This window comes from Arthrobacter sp. zg-Y919 (assembly GCF_030142045.1).
Lineage (GTDB): Bacteria > Actinomycetota > Actinomycetes > Actinomycetales > Micrococcaceae > Arthrobacter_B.
This window is the reverse complement of the sequence record NZ_CP126242.1, coordinates 2197666-2219472: the sequence shown is the minus strand read 5'-3', so window position 1 is coordinate 2219472 and position 21807 is coordinate 2197666. Positions and strand designations below refer to the sequence as shown.

Annotated in this window: 14 protein-coding genes; 9 read left to right on the top strand and 5 right to left on the bottom strand. The window is 66.3% G+C overall.

Annotated elements, in window-relative coordinates; all coding sequences use genetic code 11:
• Nucleotides 1-115 precede the first annotated feature (115 nt).
• The 3 genes from hpf to secA all read left to right on the top strand — a co-directional run bounded on the left by hpf (nucleotide 116) and on the right by secA (nucleotide 4947).
• Nucleotides 116-841, top strand: a complete 726-nt coding sequence (gene hpf / locus QNO10_RS10395) for a ribosome hibernation-promoting factor, HPF/YfiA family (protein ID WP_229950422.1) — start codon at nucleotides 116-118, stop codon at nucleotides 839-841.
• A gap of 28 nt (nucleotides 842-869) precedes the next feature.
• Entirely contained in the window at nucleotides 870-2087 is a 1218-nt protein-coding gene (locus QNO10_RS10390; RefSeq protein ID WP_229950425.1) for a winged helix-turn-helix domain-containing protein, read from the top strand.
• Between the two features lie 91 nt (nucleotides 2088-2178).
• The gene (gene secA, locus QNO10_RS10385; RefSeq protein ID WP_283995899.1) at nucleotides 2179-4947 is read left to right on the top strand and encodes a preprotein translocase subunit SecA; all 2769 of its coding nucleotides are present in this window, start codon (nucleotides 2179-2181) and stop codon (nucleotides 4945-4947) included.
• A 30-nt stretch (nucleotides 4948-4977) separates the two neighbouring features.
• Here the strand turns inward: secA and QNO10_RS10380 are convergent, their stop codons facing one another.
• Nucleotides 4978-5559, bottom strand: coding sequence for an Rv3235 family protein (locus tag QNO10_RS10380; RefSeq protein ID WP_229950427.1), 582 nt, complete (start codon nucleotides 5557-5559; stop codon nucleotides 4978-4980).
• A gap of 36 nt (nucleotides 5560-5595) precedes the next feature.
• A complete protein-coding gene (locus QNO10_RS10375) occupies nucleotides 5596-6462 on the bottom strand; it encodes a LysM peptidoglycan-binding domain-containing protein (RefSeq protein WP_229950429.1) in 867 nt (288 codons plus the stop codon).
• Between the two features lie 307 nt (nucleotides 6463-6769).
• On the opposite strand from QNO10_RS10375, the gene QNO10_RS10370 reads away from it, so the two are divergent.
• A complete protein-coding gene (locus QNO10_RS10370; protein WP_229950431.1) occupies nucleotides 6770-7333 on the top strand; it encodes a hypothetical protein in 564 nt (187 codons plus the stop codon).
• A 108-nt stretch (nucleotides 7334-7441) separates the two neighbouring features.
• On the opposite strand, the gene QNO10_RS10365 is transcribed toward QNO10_RS10370, so the two are convergent.
• Entirely contained in the window at nucleotides 7442-7675 is a 234-nt protein-coding gene (locus QNO10_RS10365; RefSeq protein ID WP_229950433.1) for a helix-turn-helix domain-containing protein, read from the bottom strand.
• 308 nt (nucleotides 7676-7983) lie between these two features.
• Between QNO10_RS10365 and QNO10_RS10360 the strand changes: the two genes are divergently transcribed.
• The 4 genes from QNO10_RS10360 (at nucleotide 7984) to QNO10_RS10345 (ending at nucleotide 16375) form a co-directional block, all read left to right on the top strand.
• Nucleotides 7984-8646: a CpaB family protein gene (locus tag QNO10_RS10360; RefSeq protein ID WP_229950436.1), complete on the top strand. Its 663-nt coding sequence runs from the start codon at nucleotides 7984-7986 to the stop codon at nucleotides 8644-8646.
• Nucleotides 8643-9959 (top strand): CpaE/TadZ family protein, encoded by a 1317-nt coding sequence (locus QNO10_RS10355; protein WP_229950437.1) that lies wholly within the window; start codon nucleotides 8643-8645, stop codon nucleotides 9957-9959. The genes QNO10_RS10360 and QNO10_RS10355 overlap by 4 nt, the downstream gene beginning before the upstream one ends.
• A gap of 83 nt (nucleotides 9960-10042) precedes the next feature.
• On the top strand, nucleotides 10043-14881 hold the full coding sequence (locus QNO10_RS10350) for an NAD-glutamate dehydrogenase (protein ID WP_229950439.1): 4839 nt from the start codon (nucleotides 10043-10045) through the stop codon (nucleotides 14879-14881).
• A gap of 12 nt (nucleotides 14882-14893) precedes the next feature.
• Nucleotides 14894-16375 carry a sensor histidine kinase gene (locus QNO10_RS10345; protein ID WP_229950442.1) on the top strand — a complete coding sequence of 494 codons (1482 nt, stop codon included), beginning with the start codon at nucleotides 14894-14896 and terminating at the stop codon, nucleotides 16373-16375.
• A gap of 81 nt (nucleotides 16376-16456) precedes the next feature.
• Here the strand turns inward: QNO10_RS10345 and QNO10_RS10340 are convergent, their stop codons facing one another.
• Nucleotides 16457-16705, bottom strand: coding sequence for a WhiB family transcriptional regulator (locus QNO10_RS10340; protein ID WP_055239553.1), 249 nt, complete (start codon nucleotides 16703-16705; stop codon nucleotides 16457-16459).
• A 317-nt stretch (nucleotides 16706-17022) separates the two neighbouring features.
• Between QNO10_RS10340 and QNO10_RS10335 the strand changes: the two genes are divergently transcribed.
• A complete protein-coding gene (locus tag QNO10_RS10335) occupies nucleotides 17023-17445 on the top strand; it encodes a hypothetical protein (RefSeq protein WP_229950444.1) in 423 nt (140 codons plus the stop codon).
• Nucleotides 17446-17483: 38 nt separating this feature from the next.
• On the opposite strand, the gene QNO10_RS10330 is transcribed toward QNO10_RS10335, so the two are convergent.
• Nucleotides 17484-21464 (bottom strand): FtsK/SpoIIIE domain-containing protein, encoded by a 3981-nt coding sequence (locus QNO10_RS10330; RefSeq protein WP_231707684.1) that lies wholly within the window; start codon nucleotides 21462-21464, stop codon nucleotides 17484-17486.
• Nucleotides 21465-21807 lie beyond the last annotated feature (343 nt).

Below are 21807 nucleotides of genomic sequence, written 5' to 3'. Positions count from 1 at the left end.
GATCTAACGTGTTGAGTATGGATAGCTTCAAGTAGCGGGGCTATCCTGCGGCAACGGTCGCGAAGCAACCTGACAGCGGCCGTTGTTGTGTCACCGAAATCTATTGGAGGGCACCATGGAATTCATGATCAGCGGACGCAATGTTGCAGTATCAGACCGGTTCCGCGAGTACGCCGAAGAGAAGATCGGCAAAGTGGAGGCGCTCGGCGACAAAGTCCAGCGGGTGGAGGCCAGGGTCACGAAGCAGGGTAACGTCCGGGACGCAGACAGCGCCCTGACCGTGGAGATCACGGTCACCGGACGGGGACCCGTTGTCCGTGCAGAGGCAACATCCGGGGACAAGTTCGCAGCGTTCGACCTCGCGTACGGAAAGCTGCTGGAACGGTTGCGCCGGGCAAGCGACAGGCGCAAGGTGCACCACGGTCGCCACACGCCGGTACCGGTCCGGGTTGCCACTGCTGATCTTGGTCCCGTGAGTACGTCGGAGCCTCTTTACGTCCAGGTGGCAGCAGCCGCCGAGGAACGGGACCAGGAGGCCGAAGAAGCCGCAGCGGAAGAAGCCGCCGGCGAGTGCCCAGTATTGATCCGGCGCAAGGTTTTCCCGGGTGCCCCCATGAGCCTTGACGACGCCGTCGACAACATGGAACTGGTCGGCCACGACTTCTACCTGTTTGTGGATTCCGCCACCGGCGCGCCTTCGGTGGTGTACCGCCGCCGGGGCTGGACCTACGGGGTCATCACCCTGGACGCCAAGTGCGCCGAAGGCACGGAAGAGCCGCGGGAAGAAATACGCGGCTACCGCGCCGCCGAAACCGCAGTTGACGGCCGCGCGACCGCCTGACCTGCACCTGCTCCCCTAGGATGAGGGGATGAAAAACACCAGGCTCTCGCTCCGCCAGGCACGCCGTACGGCCTTGGCGGCGCAGGGACTGGCCCGGGTACGGCCCACCGGCGTTGTTAACGCAAGGCAGGTGGGCCGTACTTTTGAACGGCTCGCGGTATTGCAGATCGACTCCGTCAACGTGCTTTCGCGCAGCCACTACCTGCCGCTTTTTTCCCGGCTCGGTCCTTATGATTCGAAAATCCTGGACCGGATGGCGGGCAGGCGGCCGCGGCGGATGGTCGAATACTGGGCGCACGAGGCCAGCTTTGTCCGCCCCGAACTGTTCGCGGACCTGCGGGCCGTCCAACGGCGGACATGGATGACCGCAGGATCGCTCCCGGAGGTCCTGGCAGAGGATCTCCGTGAACGCATCCTTGAGGTTCTGGAGTCCGCGGGAAGGCCCCTGACCTCCCGCGAGACCATGGACCTCCTCGGCCACAGCCGGGTCCGGGGAACCACGGACTGGGGCTGGAACTGGAACGCTGCCAAGCGGGTCCTGGAGGACCTGTTTGCCGCCGGCCTGATCAGTTCCGCAGGGCGGACCGCGCAGTTCGAACGGCTGTATGCGCCCACGCAGGCCGTTCATCCTGCCGGGGCGGCCGCATTGGCGCCATCAGACTTTGACGATGCCGTGCTGCGCCTGACCGAGGCCGCAGCACGGGCGCACGGCGTTGCGACGGTCCGCGGGCTCGCCGACTACTTCCGTCTCCAGCAGCGTGAGACGGCACTGGCCGCAGAGGAACTGGCGGGCAAGGGGATTCTGGAGCGGGTGGAGGTGGCCGGGTGGAGGCAGCCGGCCTACCTGCATGCCGAAGCGGTGATTCCCCGGGCCGTCTCCGGACAGGCGCTCCTCAGCCCCTTCGATTCCCTGGTCTTCGAGCGTCGGAGACTCGAAGAGCTGTTCGGGTTCCATTACCGGATCGAAATCTATACGCCGCCGGAAAAGCGCAGGTTTGGCTACTATGTCCTGCCGTTCCTGCTCGGCGAGGAACTCGTGGCCCGGGTGGATCTCAAAGCGGACCGTGGCGCGGGTATGCTCCTTGTGCAGGCAGCCCATTCAGAACCCGGGGCGCCGCACCATACGGCGCGTCAACTGGCTGCCGAGCTGCGGCTCATGGCACAGTGGCTGGGGCTCGGGCAGATTACGGTGAAGCCCGCGGGAGACCTGGCTCCGGCCCTGAAGCTGGAAGTAAGCAGGGAATAAAGGTCAATGGGGAACCACGGACCGCCACCGTACGTCTCTCACGTAGACTGGGGACGCCAGATTTCGGCAACACTAGATTGGGAGCAAATCAGTGGCATCACTACTCGAACGAGTTCTTCGTACCGGCGACAAGAAGACGCTGAAGACACTGCGTAACTACGCCGACGCGATCAACGTGCTCGAGGACGAGTTCAAGGGCATGACCGATGCCGAGCTCCGGGGTGAAACGGACCGCCTCAAAGAGCGCTACAACGACGGCGAGTCCCTCGATGACCTCCTTCCCGAAGCATTCGCCGCCGTCCGCGAGGCTGCCGGGCGTACCCTCGGCATGCGGCACTTCGACGTCCAGCTGATGGGCGGCGCGGCCCTGCACCTGGGCAACATTGCCGAAATGAAGACCGGTGAGGGCAAGACCCTTGTCGCCACGGCACCTGCCTACCTCAACGCCCTCACCGGGCGTGGCGTTCATATCGTCACCGTCAACGACTACCTGGCGGAGTACCAGTCGGACCTGATGGGACGGGTGTTCCGCTTCCTGGGCATGACCAGCGGCTGCATCCTTTCCAACCAGGACCCCGCGACCCGGCGTGAACAGTACGCTGCCGACATCACCTACGGAACCAACAACGAGTTCGGCTTCGACTACCTCCGCGACAATATGGCCTGGAGCGCCGCGGAGCTGGTCCAGCGCGGCCACCACTTCGCCATCGTCGACGAAGTGGACTCCATCCTCATCGACGAGGCACGTACTCCGCTGATCATTTCCGGCGCGGCCAGCGGCGACGTGAACCGGTGGTACACCGAGTTCTCCAAGGTCGTCCAGCGCCTGAAACTGGACACCGACTACGAAGTGGACGAGAAAAAACGCACGGTCGGCATCCTGGAGCCCGGTATCGAGAAGGTGGAGGACTACCTCGGTATCTCCAACCTCTACGAGGCTGCCAACACCCCGCTGATCGGCTTCCTCAACAACGCCATCAAGGCCAAGGAACTCTTCAAGCGGGACAAGGACTACGTGGTCCTCAACGGCGAAGTCATGATCGTTGACGAGCACACCGGCCGAATCCTGGCCGGCCGCCGGTACAACGAGGGTATGCACCAGGCGATCGAGGCGAAGGAAGGCGTGGTCATTAAGGCCGAAAACCAGACGCTCGCCACGGTCACCCTGCAGAACTACTTCCGGCTCTACGAAAAGCTGGCCGGCATGACCGGTACGGCCGAGACCGAAGCCGCCGAGTTCATGAGCACCTACAAGCTTGGCGTGGTGCCGATTCCCACCAACAAGCCCATGTCCCGGATCGACCAGGCAGACCTGATCTACAAGAACGAAGTGGCAAAGTTCGACGCCGTGGTCAAGGACATTGCCGAACGTCACGCGTCCGGCCAGCCCGTGCTGGTCGGCACCACCAGTGTGGAGAAGAGCGAGTACCTCTCCAAGCAGCTGGCGAAGGCAGGCATCCGGCACGAGGTCCTCAACGCGAAGAACCACGCACGTGAAGCCGCCATCGTTGCCCAGGCAGGCCGCAAGGGGGCCGTTACCGTAGCAACCAACATGGCAGGCCGCGGCACTGACATCATGCTCGGCGGCAACGCGGAGTTCAATGCCATCGCAGAGCTGGAACGCCGCGGGCTGGACCCGAATGACAACCCCGAGGACTATGAGTCCGCCTGGCCGGATGCCCTGGAGAAGGCACGCCATGCCGTGGCCGCCGAGCAGCAGGAAGTGGTCGAACTCGGCGGGCTCTACGTTCTTGGTACCGAACGCCACGAGTCACGCCGTATCGATAACCAGCTCCGCGGCCGGTCCGGCCGGCAGGGCGATCCGGGCGAATCCCGCTTCTATCTTTCGCTCACCGATGACCTGATGCGCCTGTTCAACTCCGGTGCTGCCGAACGGATCATGAACAGCTCGTCCATGCCCGACGACGTCGCACTGGAATCCAAGCTGGTGTCGAAGGCCATCCAGAATGCGCAGGGACAGGTTGAGGGACGCAATGCGGAACAGCGCAAGAACGTCCTGAAGTACGACGACGTCCTGAACCGCCAGCGCGAAGCCATCTACGGCGACCGCCGCCGGATCCTGGAAGGCGATGACCTGCAGGAGAAGATCAGCTTCTTCCTGGAGGACGTCGTCACTGCGGTCGTCAACGAAGCCACCGCTGAGGGACACGGGGATGACTGGGACCTCGAGCAGCTGTGGACCAACCTCAAGACGCTGTACCCGATCGGCCTGACCATTGACGAGGTGGTTGAGGAAGCGGGCGGCCGGTCCCGGCTCACCCGCGACTTCCTGCACAACGAGATCCTGTCCGACGCGAAGCTGGCCTACCAGGCCCGCGAGGAAGCACTGGGGTCCGCCACGATGCGCGAACTGGAGCGCCGGGTCGTGCTCTCGGTCATCGGCCGGAAGTGGCAGGAACACCTCTACGAAATGGACTACCTCAAGGAGGGCATCGGACTGCGGGCCATGGCGCAGCGCGATCCGCTGGTGGAATACCAGCGCGAAGGATTCGTGATGTTCCAGACGATGATGGAGTCCATCCGCGAGGAAAGCGTCGGCTACCTCTTCAACGCCGACGTGCAGGTCAGCGAGCCTGCCGTCCCGGCAGCGAACGCCTTGGCCGGCGTAAAGGACGCGCGCGGCGTCGTCGGCACCCCCATTATCAAGGCCGCCGGACTTGAAGCTCCGCAGCAGCCGGCCAGCCTCCAGTTCACGGCACCGAACAGCCAGGGCGGGGTGGATACCCGGGTCGAGCGGACAGGGTCCCGCGACAAGCAGGATTCCAAGGCCAATCCGGCTGCTCCTGCCGCCCGCAAGGCAGCGCAGACCGGCGCCAAGAAGGCGAAGCGCCGCAAGTAACCAAGATGCACCGCCTCTACCGGGCGGGACCTATCCAATTTCCAGGGCGGTGACTTTCCAGAGCCCGCGCCGTAGCTGAACCCTCAGCGCAACGGCGCGGGCTCTTTCGTTTTCCCAGGCCACTACCGAGGCTTCATAGATCCCCTCCGCGACCGGGCACAGGCGGCAGGAGCGGATGCGTACGCCCCGGTGCAGCAGCTGTGGGTCGGACCCCGGCCCTCCGCGGGGATTCTGCTTCAGCCCGCGGACCAGATTGGCACGCAGCTGCAGCCGTTCGTAGTTTTCCGGATCCAGCCAGCGCGCCATCTGCTGCAGCGGGCGGACGCCGCCCAGTACCTCCAGGGCGGCGAGTGCCACCGATTGGCAGATGGCCTTCACCCGGGCGTCGTCCGCTGGATCCGAGGCCCAGTTTGGGGCCGGAGAGACGCGGGCGGGATCCGGTGCCGGGTCGGCCCGGTACCGCATCGGCGGGGTGGCGGGAACAGGTGCCGGAAGCACTTCCTGCACGGGTGCCAGATAAACAGCGATCGGGCCCGGTTCGCTCCCCGCCTGCCCCCGCTGCGCCAGCCCGGCCGGGGCATCCGGAGCCGGAAGGAATATCACGCTCGTCATGGTGCGTCCTTTCCTGTCAAGAATTCGGTGGGAACATCACCGGGGCGGCATGGCCAGGACCTGGCCGGGGTGGATAAGACCCGGGTCGGGACCTATGACGTCCCGGTTCAGTTCGTACCAACGGGGCCAGAGGGCAGCCGTCTCGGCGTCGGTGGCGTACGGTCCCAGCTGTGCTGCCGCCAGCGCCCAGAGGGTGTCTCCCGCCGCGACGACGACCTCCCGCTCGTCCTGCCGGGGCGAGCCGGTCAGCAGGTTGCCGGCTGCAGGCTGAGGGGGAGCCGGACGCCACAGCGGAGAGACGGCTTCCTCCGCGTCGGCCGTTTCCGGAGTTCCGGCGCCGTCCGCGTTTTGTTCTCCTGTGGCCGCTGTGGCCGATGTGGTCGCTGAAGCAGCTGCTGCTGTGCCAGCACCGGGCGCATCGGCCGCCGTCGGGTGTGCTGTCTGGAGAGTCGTCCTGGCTGCCGCTGCTGCGGCGGCCACTGGCGTGGATGCCGCTGACATCGGTGCGGTGCCCAAGGCGCCCCCGGCAGCCAGGGAAAGCCCCAATGCAGTCGCGGCCAGCCGGCGCAGCGGCCCCGGCGCCAGCGACAGCGTCCGCCTGGCGGCAGTGCGGAAACCGGACCGGTGCAGGAGGCACCCGGCCAAGGCGAAAATCGAGCCTGCAACCCACCAGAGCGTCAGCAGCACACCCGCGGCTGCGGCACAGAACCCGGCGATCTGCGTCAGCGTGGCGAATGAAAGCGGTTCCGGGGAGAGGGGATCCGGGGCGAACGCTGCAGAACCTACAGCGGCGGCCGGAAGCATCCGGGAACCGCACCACAACAGCAACAGGCCTAGACCAGCCACGGCTGCGGCGGTAAGCGCGTCTGCCGCCAGTCCCGGACGGGGAACGGATACGGTCATGGCTTTCTCCGATCTGGGGAGCGGCGGTGTGGATCGGGACAGGTGTACGGATGCTCTGACCCGGTTATGCGATTTGTTTAGTGCTGGGGGGCTTCTCTGGGCCACGTCGTGTGGTGTTCGCTGGTTGCTTGAATTTGCCCGGCATTTGATTTGTTTGCCGGTTTTTAGTTCTTTTGGTGACCCCTGCCTTGTTTGGCAGGGAACGGTTCTCTTGGCGATGGATGGTTCAGTTGATGCCCGTGTCTACACTTCGCTTCGGTCGGTGTCCAGAGTGGTCGGACGGCTTCGTGGCCGCTAGCCTAGGGCGATGCGATGGGATGCCCTGTTTAGGGACATGGAGGCACAGATGGCCGCAGCTGCCGGGGTGGCCGTCGAAGGTGAGATCGCCGAACGGGTGCGGATAGAGCTCCGCGGGATCAGCCTGCAGGACAGGCTCCGCAGCCAATGCGGGAAGCACCTGGTGGTCGATCTCGGCACGGCAGGCCTGCTGCAGGGGATCCTGCGGCATGTGGGGGAAGGATGGCTGGTGTTGGAGCGGGACCGCGGCGCCGCCTTGGCGGTCCTGGCGCACGTGGTTTCCATCAAGGGCATGGACCGGTTTGCCAGCCAGCCTGCAGAGACAGTGCGGCTTGGAGTTGCCTCTGCGCTGCGGGGCATTGCCCGGGACCGCAGCGCCGTCGTCGTCCGTTCCGTCGGTTCGGCGGCGGAACGCGCCCTGCACGGAACCATCGACCGGGTGGGCAACGATTTCCTGGAACTGGCCGCCCTGCCGTCCGATCAGCCGCGGCGCCCAGCCAACGTCACAGCCGCCTATGTGCTGCCGATGGCCACGGTGGCCGCAGTGCTCTCACAACAGAGCGGCTGGGACTGAACCGGACGGGACTGAACCTGGCAGGACTGAACCTGGCAGGGGACAGGCAGGCTGGGGCGGGCAAGGACAGTGCGTCCGAAGGAAGCTACGCGCTGCCGGCATCCCGGCTCAGCTCCCAGCATTCTCCTCCACCGGCATGCCCTGCCGCACAGCTGCGGCGGACTTCCGGTAGGCGCGGGAAATGTAGTCCTCGAGCTGCTGCGCCTCCACCCGCCACTGGCCCCTGCCGCCAATCTGGATAGCTGGAAGTTCTCCGCTGCGGACAAGGGCATACGTCTGCGAGGAGGAGATGTTCAATACCTCGGCGACATCGGCCAGCGTCAGGAATCTCTTATCGCCCATGCCACTCACCTTTCGCACCGCACCACTGCGGTTTGCACCGTTGTATACCAGCAGCACCAGTGTGGCACCAGCAGGATCGGGCTGATGGGTTATCCACAGATTCGGCTTTCTCGAAAACCACCGTTTCCTTCCCCCCGGGCTTCCTCCACAATGGCGGCCATGGTCCCGGAGCGGGGCGGGAGAGTGGCACAGGGGAGTGGGACAGGGGAGTGGCACAGGGGGACGACACCTGAGCCTGGCACCCGTGCATTACACCTGGGCATGACATAGGGGATCCGGACATGTGGGATCCAAGGGGGACGTGGAGCATGAGCCTGCATCTATCGGAACGTACAACCGGTGCGGAACCGGCCGCGGCACGGCTGCGGAAACCGTCATGGCGGGATCCACGGCTCCTGCTGGGCATCCTGCTGGTGCTCGGATCCGTTGCCTCGGTTGTCGCCCTGGTGGACGCCGCGGACCGGACCACGGAGGTCTACGCTGCAAAACGGGATATTCCCCCGGGTACGTCCCTGACCGCTGAAGACCTACTCGTGGTGCCGGTACGGCTCGGCAATGCCGAAGAGTTTTATGTCCCGGTGGCGGCAGGATTGCCCAGGGACGCTGTTGCCGGTGCGGTGCTCCGCGAGGGGGAGCTGGTGGCCCGGTCCGCGCTGGTCCGCCCTGACGCGCTGGACCGCAAACCCGTGGGGCTGCGGGTGGAAGACCCGCTGCCTGCCAGCACCGACGCCGGATCGCGTGTGGACATCTGGGCGGCCATGCCCAACGCAGTGAACGGATTCGACGAGCCGCGGCAATTGATCGAGGCTGCGGAGATATCGGAGATGGCCGTTACGGAGTCCGCTTTGGGAACCACCCGAAGCACGGAGCTGCTGGTCCTGGTGGAGGACGCGGACCTGCCGCTGCTCCTGAGTGCGTTGTCCAACCAGGCCAAGATCACCGTGGTCCACAACCCGTCGCCGGGCTCATGAATATCCCGGTGGCCACCGTGGGGGCCGCAACCGCCGGGGTGCTCGACGGGCTGGAACGCCTGCAGGGTCCAGTAACCGTGGTTCGGCGGTGTACGGAACTGGCGGAACTCGTCGCCGTTTCGCAAAGCGGCATCGTGCGGGCCGCCGTCGTCGCCGGGAACGCCGGTGAACTTACCGCAGCCCTGGCCCAGCGGCTCGGCGCCGCCGGCGTGGCGCTGGTCGCTCTTACCGATGATCCCGTCCTCCGGCGGCGCCTGGATACCATCCGGATCCTCAATGCCCCCGCTGGTGTGGACCCCGGTACGCTCGCGGGATTGATTTCCACCGCGGTACAGGTGCTGGGGCAGGCCGGGGATGCCTCCGCTAGTACGGGCAGCAACGCGCTCGCCGACCCGGCGGCTGCCTTCGGGACAGGCACGGGGGGACCGGGGCCGGGTCCGGCAGTCTCCGGCACGGGGGAACCGGACGTCCGCACCGGAACCGTCACCGCTGTCTGGGGTCCGGCAGGGGCGCCCGGCCGGACCACGCTGGCCGTCAATCTGGCTGCTGAAGCGGCTGCGGCAGGCAAACGCGTGCTCCTGATCGACGCCGACACCTATGGCGCCAGCGTAGCCGTGAGCCTTGGCCTGCTTGACGAGTCCGCCGGGCTGGCGCAGGCCTGCCGCCTTGCCGACCAGGGCCTGCTCGACGACGCCGCGCTGCAGAGGATTGCCTCCGTTGTCTCCCTCCGGGGGCACCGGTTGGCGGTGCTCACCGGTATCACTCGGTCCGACCGGTGGGTGGAACTGCGCCCCGCAGCGCTGTCCGGGGTCCTGGAGGTCGCACGCCGGACGGCGGATGTCACCATTGTCGACTGCGGGTTCTCGCTGGAAACCGATGAGGAACTGAGCTTCGACACCATCGCCCCGCGCCGCAACGCCGCCACGCTGCTGGTGCTTGAAGCAGCGGACACGGTCTACGCTGTTGGCGCTGCCGACTCTGTCGGTGTTCCGCGTCTGGTCCGCGCCCTCTCGGACCTTGCCGCAGCAGTGCCCGGCGTCGAGCCGAGGATCGTGTTGAACAAAGTCCGGGCCGCATCGGTCGGGCGGCAGCCGGAGAGCCAGCTGCGCGGCGCGTGGGAAAGATTCGGGCCGGGCCGGGAAATCAGTGCCTTCCTTCCGGCTGACTACGACTCCGCGGACGCCTCCCTGCTCTCCGGAACGGCCCTGCTGGAAACGGCTCCGGCGTCGGCCCTCCGGGGAGCCATCGCGGAGTTGGCTGGCGTCCAGGTACCCCGGCGGCGTCGCGGCGCACGGGGATGGGGAGCAAAGTGACCTTTGGTGCATTCGCGGATAGGCTCAAGGGGAGCAGGCTGCAACGGAGCAGCCGGACGTAAGCACTATCGGAGGCGTATTACATGTCGTCAGGATCCCGCATCGCGGATCTTTTCAGTTCGGACACTTCCCTGGATGAGTTCATCGGGAATTACTACGAGCATCTGGCGCGTGAAGATGCCCAGGCGTATGAGCCGTCGGTTCTGCGGGAACGGGCCCAGAAGCACATGGAACTGGCGCTCACCCGCGCCGAGGGCACCGCCGCCGTAGACGTGGTGGACCAGGGTGACACCAGCGTCATTCTCATCGTCACCGACGACATGCCCTTCCTGGTCGACTCGGTTACTGCAGAGGTGGTGCGCCGCAACGCCGCCATCCGGCTGGTGGTGCACCCGATTTTCCTCGCCACCCGGGATCCCCGCAGCGGCGAACTGCAGCAGGTGCAGCGCGTCCCCGCCACCGCCGGCGTCTCCAGCGGAGACACCGCCGCCCTGCCGAACCTGGCCGACCTGATGGGCGGAAACGGGGGCACCACCAAGGTGGAATCCTGGATTGCCATCGACGTCGCCCGGATAACGGACGCGGACAAACGCATCGGACTCATTGAAGGCCTGAAAAAAGTGCTGGGCGACGTCCGGATTGCGGTCTCGGACTGGCCGGCCATGCGGTCGAAGGTGCATGAGATTGCCCGTTCCCTCGAAACCGTGCCCGGTGCGCGTGAGATCCCCGACCTCCAGCAGGCCCGTGAACTGCTGACGTGGCTGGATAACGGCAACTTCACCTTCCTTGGTTACCGCGAATACGACCTCATCACCGAAGACGGCGAAGATGCCCTCCGTCCCACGGAGGACAGCGGCCTCGGACTCCTTCGGCTGCACTCCACCAGGCGGGTCCAGCGCCTGACCGGCGCGGGCCGTGCGAAAGCACGCGAAAAGCGTGCCCTTGTCATCACCAAAGCCAACTCGCGCTCCACCGTGCACCGGCCCGCCTACCTCGATTACCTCGGGGTCAAGCGGTTCGACGAGCACGGCAACGTCAACGGGGAACGCCGCTTTATCGGCCTGTTCGCCACCGGTGCCTATACCGGGTCCGTCCGCAGCATCCCGATTGTCCGGGACAAGGTCCGGGAAGTGATGCGCACATGCGGTTTCCCCGCCGATTCCCATTCGGGCAAGGACCTGCTCTCCATCCTGGAAACCTACCCGCGCGACGAACTCTTCCAGATCGACCCCTCGGCGCTGATGGATACCTCCCTGGCAATCCTCCGCCTGCAGGAGAGGCGCCGCACCCGGCTGTTCCTCCGTCCCGACATCTACGGCCGCTTCATGTCCGCGATCGTCTTCCTGCCGCGCGACCGCTATACGACGCCGGTCCGGCTCCGGATCCAGGACGAACTGCGCTCCACGTTCAAGGCCGAATCCATCGACTTCGAGGCGCGGATGACGGAATCCGCCCTCGCCCGGCTCTTCCTGCGGATCCGGCTTCCCCGGGGCCAGGAAATCACGGATGTCGACGCCGCGGCCCTGGAGGCACGCCTGGTCCAGGCGACCCGGTCCTGGGGCGAGGGCATCGAAGAAGTAGTGCGGACCAAGTTCTCCCGCCGGGAGGCGGAGAAGCTCTCCGCACTGTGGGCTGATGCCTTCCCCGCCGCCTACCGGGTGGCCTATGAGGTGGAGGACGCCCTCGAGGACATTGCCCGCTTCGAAGCCCGGGTGGCCTCCCCGGACACCGCCCCGGAACTCTTTGTCTACATCCCCTCCGGGGACGGCGGGCACGGTTCCGAGGACGCCCGGCTCAAGCTTTACCTGACCGAACCCAAGTCGCTGACCCAGATCCTGCCGTTCCTGCACAATCTCGGCCTCGAGGTGCTCGACGAACGGCCGTTCGAAATCCAGCGGGCTGACGGCACGACTTTCTACCTTTACGATCTGGGCCTGGTGTATCCCGCCGGCATCGACCCGCTGCAGACCGGCACCCTGCTCGCCGAAGCCTTCCGCGCCGGCCTGTCCGGGACCGCCGAGTCCGACGCCTTCGACCGGCTGATCCTCCGGCAGGGGCTGCGCTGGCGCCAGGTGGTCATCCTGCGGGCCTACGCAAAGTACATGCGCCAGGTCGGCACGGCGAACTCCTACGGTTTCGTGGCCGGCACCCTGCTGGCCAACCCCGACGTCGCCCATGCACTGATCGCCCTCTTCGAAGGGCGTTTCGATCCGGACCTGACGGACGAGGAGCGCCGCACCGCCGTCGAGCAGGCCGGAGCCGCGCTGGAGCGCGGCCTCGAGCAGGTACCCACCCTCGACGCCGACCGCGTCCTGCGGACCTTCGCAAACCTGATCAACGCCACCCTGCGCACGAACTTCTACCAGGACAAGGCATACGTCAGTTTCAAACTGAACACCGGTGCCATCGAGGGTGCTCCGTTCCCGCGTCCGAAATACGAAATCTGGGTGTACTCCCCGCGGGTGGAAGGCGTGCACCTGCGCTTCGGGGAAGTGGCCCGCGGCGGGCTGCGCTGGTCCGACCGGCGCGAGGATTTCCGCACCGAAGTCCTGGGCCTGGTCAAGGCGCAAACGGTCAAGAACGCCGTGATCGTCCCCACCGGAGCCAAGGGCGGGTTCTATGCGAAGAAGCTGCCCGACCCCGCGGTTGACCGCGGCGCCTGGATGGAAGACGGAAAGAACAGCTACCGCACCTTCATCCGCGGTCTGCTGGACCTGACCGACAACCTCGTGGTGAAGGAATCCGGCGAGGAAGTAGTTCCGCCCGAACGCGTGGTCCGCCACGACGGCGACGACAGCTACCTGGTGGTCGCTGCGGACAAGGGCACGGCTTCGTTCTCCGATATCGCCAATTCCATCTCCGCGGAATACGGGTTCTGGCTCGGCGACGCGTTCGCCTCCGGCGGATCCGTGGGCTACGACCACAAGGCGATGGGCATCACCGCCCGCGGCGCGTGGGAATCGGTCAAGCGGCACTTCAGCGAACTCGATCTGGACACCCAGAGCCAGGACTTCACCGTGGTGGGTGTGGGCGACATGAGCGGCGACGTGTTCGGCAACGGCATGCTGCTGTCCAAACACATCAAGCTGGTCGCCGCCTTCGACCACCGGCACATCTTCCTGGACCCCAATCCGGATGCCGCCCGGTCGCACGCCGAACGGCAGCGCCTGTTCGAGCTGCCGCGCTCGTCCTGGGCCGACTACGACGAGTCCCTGATCAGCGCAGGCGGCGGGATCTTCCCGCGCCAGTCCAAGAGCATCCCGCTTTCCGAAGAGGTCCGCCGTGTTCTGGGCCTGCCCTCTTCGGCGACGAAGATGAGTCCGCCGGAGCTGCTGAAGGCCATCCTGACGGCCCCCGTGGACCTGCTCTACAACGGCGGCATCGGCACCTACGTGAAGTCCTCGGACGAGACCTCCGCCGATGTGGGGGACAAGGCCAACGACGCCATCCGTGTGGACGGCCGCGACCTGCGGGTCAAGGTAGTCGGTGAAGGTGGAAACCTGGGCATGACCCAGCGTGGACGCATTGAAGCTGCACGCGCCGGCGTCATCCTCAACACCGATGCCATTGACAATTCCGCAGGCGTCGACTGCTCCGACCACGAAGTCAATATCAAGATCTTCGTGGACCGGATGGTTGCAGCCGGCCGGCTGGACCCGGAGGAGCGTGCCGCGTTCCTGCACTCGATGACGGACGAAGTGGGACACCTGGTCCTGCAGGACAACGTCGACCAGAACATGCTGCTGCTCAACGACCGGCAGCGGGTCCTGGAATCCAGCCCCAGCTTCGAGCGGTTGATGGACTGGCTTGAGGAACATGCCGACCTGGACCGTGAGCTCGAGGCACTGCCCACCAACGAGGAACTGCATGCACGCATCGCTGCGGGCGAGGGGCTGACCTCACCCGAGCTGGCCGTCCTGGCCGCGTACGCGAAAATCGAACTCACCAAGGCATTGACCCGCTCGAACCTGGCCGACGATCCGTACTTCGCAGGCACCCTGCGCAGGTATTTCCCGAAGCAGATCGTTGAGCGTTTCGGGGACCAGCTGGACACCCATCCGCTGCGCCGGGAGATCATCTCGACCGTGGTTGCGAACGACATGATCAACATCGGCGGCATTACCTTCGCCTTCCGCATCATCGAGGAAACCTCCGCCACCGAAGCGGAGGCCGCCCGCGCCTTCACATCGCTGCGGGAAATTTACGGAATCGACAAGGTCCTCGCCGGACTTGGTGCGCTGCCCGCGGACTTCCCCACGCAGACCTGGTCCATGATGCACCTGGACCTGCGCCGGCTGCTGGACCGCGCGGTGCGCTGGTTCGTCAACCACGTGGGCCGGGGAACCACGATCGACGAAGACATCGAGGCGTTCCGGCCCGTCCTGCAGCCGCTCCTCGCCGAACTGACCCGGTACCTCCGCGGCGGAGACGCCGAGAGGGTGGAAGCCATGCGGCAGAAGGCCCGCGAGCTGGATATCCCGCAGGAGCTCGGCAAGTACTGGGCCGAACAGTTCGAGTCCTTCGGCCTGCTCGACGTCGCCCTTGCGAGCCGGGGCAGCGACGAGCCGGCCGCCGAAGTGGCGGGCGTGTACTACGCCGTCTACGACAAGTACGGCATCGACGGCCTGCTGGACCGGATCACCAACCTTCCGCGCGAAGACAGGTGGCAGTCGCTGGCGCGCGGTGCCCTGCGCGATGACCTGTACTCGACCGTGGCTGACATGACGGTGGCCGTCCTGGACGCAACGCCTGACCAGTCCGGCACGGATCCGGGGGAACGGCTGCACGCCTGGGAGCAGGAGAACGCCGACAACCTGGAACGCGCCTCGAAAATGTTCAACGAAGTGAACCGCCTCGAGCAGGATGACATGGCCTCCCTTTCGGTCGCTCTCCGCGTGCTTCGCTCCATCGTCCGCCGCTAGCCCGGAGTCCACGTGGCAATTTTTACCGACCCGATCAAGGATCATGCGGACTTCGGCCCGGGAGACGCTGAATGGCTGCACCTGCTGGTGGGGGACTGGCAGCTGGTTGCCGACCTGGCGTTCGCGGACCTGGCGCTCTGGTTCCCGGTGCCCGACGGCGGATACGTGGCGTTGGCACATGCCCGCCCCTCGACGTCGCACACGGTGTTCCACAGCGACTTTGTGGGCGAACGCATCCGCTCCGACCTGCACCCGCTGGTCGACGCCGCATGGCGGAGCCAGCACATCGAACGGTCCAGCGAAACCAGCTGGACCGCTGAAACGGCCATGCGGGTCGAGGCGATCCCCTTTGTCCGCAACGGCCGGACCCTGGCTGTGGTCACGTCGCACATGGACCTGTCCAGTTCGCGGATGCCTTCGCGGCTGGAACTGACCTACCGGCAGCTCGCCTATGACCTGCTGCGGATGGGAACCCTGGGCCTCTGGCCGGACTTCGCCACGCCCACGGGTTCACGCAGGGGCGCCCCCCGCGTCGGTGACGGATTGATCCGCCTCGATGCCGAAGGGATCGTGCAGTATGCGAGCCCCAACGGTGTCTCGGCGTTCCGCCGGCTGGGCGATATGGAGACGCTGGAGGGACGTTCCCTGGCGGAGATCACCACCGCACTGCTCAAGGACCGGCGGATGGTGGATGAAACCCTGCCGCTGGTGGTCACCGGACGGATGCCGTGGCGCACTGAGATTGAGTCCCGCGGCGTCAGCCTGTCCCTGCGCGCCATCCCGCTCCGGGACGAAAAAGAGCGGTTCGGTGCCCTCGTGCTCTGCCGCGATGTCTCCGAGCTGCGCCGCCGCGAGATGGAACTGGTCTCCAAGGACGCCACCATCCGGGAGATCCACCACCGGGTCAAGAACAACCTGCAGACGGTGGCGGCCCTGCTGCGTATGCAGTCACGGCGGATGGAGAGCGAGGAAGGCAAACTGGGCCTGGCCCAGGCCATGCGGCGTGTGTCCACCATTGCCCTCGTGCACGAGACCCTCTCACAGGGCCTGACCCAGAACGTGGATTTCGACGAGCTGATCGACCGCCAGTTCCGGCTTTCGGCCGAAGTGGCCTCGCCGACGCAGGAAGTCCGGACCCGCCGCGAGGGATCCTTTGGGGAACTGCCCAGTGACCTGGCCACGCCGCTGGCCCTGGTCATCAACGAACTGGTGACCAACGCCGTCGAACACGGGCTGGCGGGCCGGCGCGGGACCGTCGGCCTGGCTGCCCGGCGGCATGGTGATGCAGGCCGGGAGGAACGGCTCACCGTAACGGTGACCGACGACGGCGTGGGGCTGCCGCCCGAGCCGCGGCGCGAGGGCCTGGGCCTGCAGATCGTCCGGACCCTGGTCCAAAGCGAACTGGACGGGACCATCGAGTGGTCCGCCAGCGACGGCGGCGGGACGGAAGTCACGATCGAAATGGGCCTGGATACCGAGTACCGCCGCACCTGAGTACCTCCACGTACGACGAAGGGCCGCTGCCATTGGCAGCGGCCCTTCGATTGCACCGGCCTAATGCCGGGATAAGTCCTGTTAGGAGGCGCGGCGGGCGCGGGCTGCACGGCGCTTCAGCGCGCGGCGCTCATCTTCGCTCATACCGCCCCATACGCCGGCGTCCTGGCCGGTCTCGATAGCCCACTGCAGGCAGGTGTCGATCACCGGGCAGCGCCGGCAAACACTCTTGGCTTCTTCGATTTGAAGAAGAGCCGGGCCGGTATTGCCCACGGGAAAGAAAAGCTCCGGATCTTTATCCAGGCAAGCTGCGCGGCTCCGCCAATCCATACTGATCACTATCTCCTCTGAAAAGTTGACTCCTACGTGTTTGTGAAAACATTCACGAGCAACTACAAACTAAAGGGGCCGGTTTCGGCCCCTGACTTACCTCCTACTAGCGTGGCACGTCAACCCAAACCAAACAAGGGGTAACAAGCGGAAAATGCGGGCGCAGGCCTGAGGGATGCATCACAATCGGCCTCACGTTCGTCCTCCGGAGGTGCCTGCGGCCGACGATCCGTACCGCGGCCGGGAGGCGCCGGTGACAAGAGTTGAGGGACCGCCGCCGGCGCTTCCCTGACAGCTATGTCCGGTATTCTTCCTGTGTGCCAACACCTGAAAACGCGCCTTCACCGCAGCGTTCACCCGCTGTCCTGGTTATCTCGGCAGTACTCGTTCTCGAAGCGCTGTGCCTGCTCGGCTTTGCTGCCTGGTATGGATATCAGCTGACCGTTTCGGCGCCGCTTTCCCTGGGTGGGGCCGTATTCACGCTGGCCTTCGCCGTGGCCCTTGCCGTCTGGCTGCTGGCAGTGGGGCACTTCTTTTTCCGGGGATACCGCTGGACCCGTGCGGCGGCCCTCGTCTGGCAGCTCTTCGTGGTGGTCCTGGCCGTGCCGACCCTGCAGGCCGGGCTGGTGCTGCCCGGACTGGTGCTGCTCCTGCCGGCGGCAGCCGTCCTGCTGCTGCTGTTTACGAAGCCGGTCCTTGCGCACACCACCCGGGTGACGGACAGCGGCAGAACCTTCTAGCAGCCGTATCTGGACTGCAGCGCAGCCCGCACCCAGGGTCATCCGGCCGGACTGTACGCGGTCTGTGCCTCACGGATGTCCGTTCCCTCGACGAGATAGCATCTGCCGGGCGGCCGCCGGAGGCCGGGGTCGATACGGACCCCGAAGATATCGCCGTCGGCCGGTGCCAGAGGCCGAAGCAGGGCGCCGTGAGGTGACGAACGTACCTGTAGGGCGAGCGGGACGCGTGCCGCCAGCTGGTGCCCCGAAACCCCCGCCAGCGCCAGCCGTACCCCCAGGATCTGCAGGTCTGCCAATTTCCGGTGGATAGGGGCCGGGAGTGAATCCGCGTCGTCTACAAGGAGCAGGAAACCCCTAAGCTCATCCGGCCGGTGCTCCAACGCCGAAACAGCGCGTTCCACTTCTTCGGGCGAGGATGCCAGGCAGCACAGGGCCGGGTCCGCCGACCGCCGCAGCTGCCGCAAAAAGGACGTCCGTCCGGAGCCACGGGGGCCGGCAACCAGGAACACCGAACCGGACGGGATCCGGACTGAAGCGGTATCCAATTCGTCACCGGAAACGCCGACGGGTAGCCACTCAGCCGAGGAGGCCTTCCCCAATGTTTCCGGAGGAACGACCGCAGGCAGGCTTTCAATCCGGTGCGGCCGGGGGCTCCCGGGTGGCAGGGAGGGCAGCCGATCCGGGTCGACGGGGAGCTGCGGGTCCAGCATCTGGGCCGACAGGCCTTCCGGCGTTCCGCATCTGCCCTGTACGAGGGCGCGTCCCCTGACCCGGTCCATGGGTGGGAGGCGGGGCCAGAGGAGCAGCGTTTCCGCGCTGGCCTCTGCCGGGAAGAACATCCGGTTGGGGATCAACGGGAAAAAACGGGCGCCAAGGACTTCACGGTCGCCGGCCAGGACCACGCAGATATCCGCCCGTTCCCCATCACGGACAAGGTCGGCCAGGTCCTCTTCGCCGGACAATCCGCGTCCGGACCGAAACGCGGTGCACCACCGGGCCCAGCCCGTAATGATGAGGGTGATTCCTGCGGGCGGTAATCCGGCGTCGTCCTTCCCGGAGCCTGCCGCCGGTGAGCGTCTGTCCTGGCCCCGGGACTCCGCGGCGGTAGGTGCCGGGGGTGCCAGCCGGTGCAGTATTTGTCCCGCGAGGTAGGCGAGGACCCGGGCGGCCCGATGGGTGTCCGAAGGACCCGTGTAGGCGCCGGTCTGTTCCGCCGCTGCAAGCCAGGCCAGGCTGCCGTCGGCATCCAGGACATAAAGGTGCCTGCCGGGCAGCGCGGCAAGGTGGGCCGACACGGTGAGGTTGAGGCAGTCCGGTGCCCCCGACCTCGGGGCGCCGAGCACCGCCAGGTGCGAATCCCGGCGGGGATGCCAGCTCAAATCCCGCAGGCGCTGCTGACCGGGTTCATCGAGCAGGCCGAGTAGGATGCCGTCAGCTCCCGCTGGCCTTTGGATGCGGGAGAGCAGCTCGGGGCTCAGGGCAGCGGGGAGTGGCTGCTGCACCGGGGGGAAAGGAGCGGAATACCCTCCAGCCGCGGCAGCCTCCCTGAGCTCCGAAACCAGCCGGTCCAGTGCATCCGGGTCAGCGGTGGTTTCCGTGCCTTCGACGCTGGAGGAGGCGAAGTATTCGTCCAGTTCCCGCAGCTCCGCGTGGGTGGCGCCGCTGCGCAGCGAGGTTGAAAGGCTTTGGAACGGTTGCGGTGGATGGCTCCCTTTCCTGAGGTAGGCCCGTCCCGGCATTTCAGGTGGAATTGCGGCCGCGGAGTCGGTGCTGATGACATCCCGGGACTCGGCAGCCGATTGGACGCGCAGTGCAACGCTGGTGGCGATGTTCGCCCGGATGTCCGTGCTGACGGCCCCTTGGGGACGCTGTGTTGCCAGGAGCAGATGCAGGCCGAGGGAGCGTCCAACGGCAGCGATCCGGAGGAGGTCGGTTACGGCACCGGGTACTTCGTCAGCCAGCATCCGGAACTCGTCGATCACTACCAGCAGCCGGGGGAGGCCCTGGGCTGCGGCCCGTCCGGAATTATAGGCAGCGAGGTTGTCCACCCCGGCGGCGGACAGCAGCGACTCCCGGCGGCGGAGTTCCGCACGCAGGGAAACCAAGGCGCGCGAGACGTTCTCCGCGGTGAGATCGGTCAGGAGCCCCACCGCATGGGGGAGTGAGGCAAGGGGCGCCAATCCGGACCCACCCTTGAAATCAATGAGCAAGAAGGTGAAGGCGCTGGGCGGCTGGGAAACAGCCAACGAAGCCACAAAGGTACGCAGGAACTCGGACTTGCCGGATCCCGTGGTTCCAGCCACCAGGAAATGCGGACCGTCCTTGTCCAGGGCCAGGGTCACGGGCCCGGACTCGGTAACCCCGACGACGGCTTTCAGCTCCTGTGTCCTGTCCTGCCAGCCGCGCAGGAGCAGCTCCGGGGACAGGCGGTGGCAGGCCCCGAAAGCCGTAGCCGAAGGAAGCTCTCCGGAGGCTGTGCTTCGCGTTGGCTCCGCCAGGGGCACCGCGGCTGCTGCAAGTGCCCGGCTAAGCCGTTCAAACGTCAGGGGTTGGACCAGGTCCGGAACGAAATCCAACGAGCCGCTGCGTGACACCAGCGTTCCACGTCCCGGCGCCAGCGTCACCGTTATCGCAGCGAGGGGACCGCCCATCCGTACAACGCTTATCTGTGTCTGGAGGGACTCGGGCAGAGCCGTGAGCAGGCCTGCGGCATACCGTGCCCAGGAACGGGAGACGAACAGGACACGTACCGCTGGGCCGTCCAGCCCTGAAGGCCCTGCCAGCGCGGTGCGCAGCGTGGCTGCTGCCGCATTCACCGCAGAGGTTGAAGCGCTGGGCAACGGGGCCAAGGTGACGCCGGGCAGGAACCGTGCGTGCAGCTCCAATTCCGAAGGTGTTCCCGCGTAGACAACACGGGGACCGGCCGCAGTGGATGCCTGCATCAGGATCGTTCGGGCGCAGGCGTCAACCTCTGCCGTGGAGCCGTCCAGACGGATATCGGGGTCCCGGCCCAGGGCAAGGACCACCGGAGCCTCGGGTATTTGAGGTGGAGTGAAGTGCGGGCGGGCCGGAACCACTTCCAGGTTCGCCGGCTGGGTAGCCGCGCCAATCCGCACCGGGCACACCATTGCGGCGTACCGCGCGCCGACCCGCTTCCGGTGCGCATGTGCGGCAAGCGCAGTCTCCCCGGGGTCCGGGGCAGCCAACATCCGTCTGCTGCGGTCCTCCTCAACAGCACGGGCAACTGCAGCAGCGTCCTCCCGTCGCCGGCGGCGGGCACCGGCAGCCGCGAGCAACGCCGTCACCGCGGAGACAGCGCTGAAGGCCAGGGACATCCACAGGCCCGTCACCAAGGCCAGCACCACACCAAGGGTCAAGGGGAGCAGCGCCCCCACCAGCAGGAGACCGGTTTTCTGCCCCTGGTCCGCCAGCCGGACGATCAGCGGCTGGAAAAGATCCGGCGGCGTCCCCGGTACCTCAGGTGAGGCGCCGGGGAGGGACAGGCGGACCTGGCTGTAGCCCAGCCGAAGGGAGGTCCCGGTGTCCACCACTGCTGTACGGACACGGCACCCGTCGACCCAGGTGCCGTTCGCCGATCCCAGATCGCGGATGACCACGGACTCGGCTCCCACGACAAGCTCCGCGTGGTGGCGGGACAGGGCTGGATCCGCGATGCCAATGCCCGGGCCTGCCCCGTCCTGAACGGTGCGGCCGATGATGTACCTGCCCCTTTGGAGCGGGACCACGCGCCCGGCATCGGGTCCGCTGCAGACTGCCAGAAGCAGGGGAGGGGCGGGGAGATGGCCAGGTGCTGCTGCCGGGGACCCCGCGCCGGGTGGCCCCGCGGAGCGGAGGATCACGGCACCGCTGGTAAAAGGTGCCACTCCAGGTATCAGGTCGTGCAGGGGGAAGCCTTGGACCGTATAGGCCCCCGCTCCGTAGCGTTGCTCGAACAGGGCCTCGATGTCACTTCCTGATGGCGCACCCCTGACGTCGATAACCGCTTCGCGCGGAGGCATCGGTGGAACGGAAAAAGTGCCGCCCGGCGCGGCGGCAACGGTTACGTGAAGCAGCATTAACCCTCCGAACATTCGCCTGCCCCGGCCCGGTTTCCAGCCTATTAAGCGCGTTTCACCCCGAGCGGGATGCGGGCGGGCATGGGGACAACCGGCACCTGCGCCCAGGGTTGTGGAGGGAAAGTGGCACGGCGGCGGCACAGAAACGCATGGCGGTGGGGAGCACCCGCTTTCCTGCGGCACACCTGCGGTTGACCAGCGGACGCACTGCGGTATCCACCCGCTGACACACGTTCCGCAGTGGAGGTGGAAAGTGCCTGTAAGGCAATAGTCCGATACCCTTGAC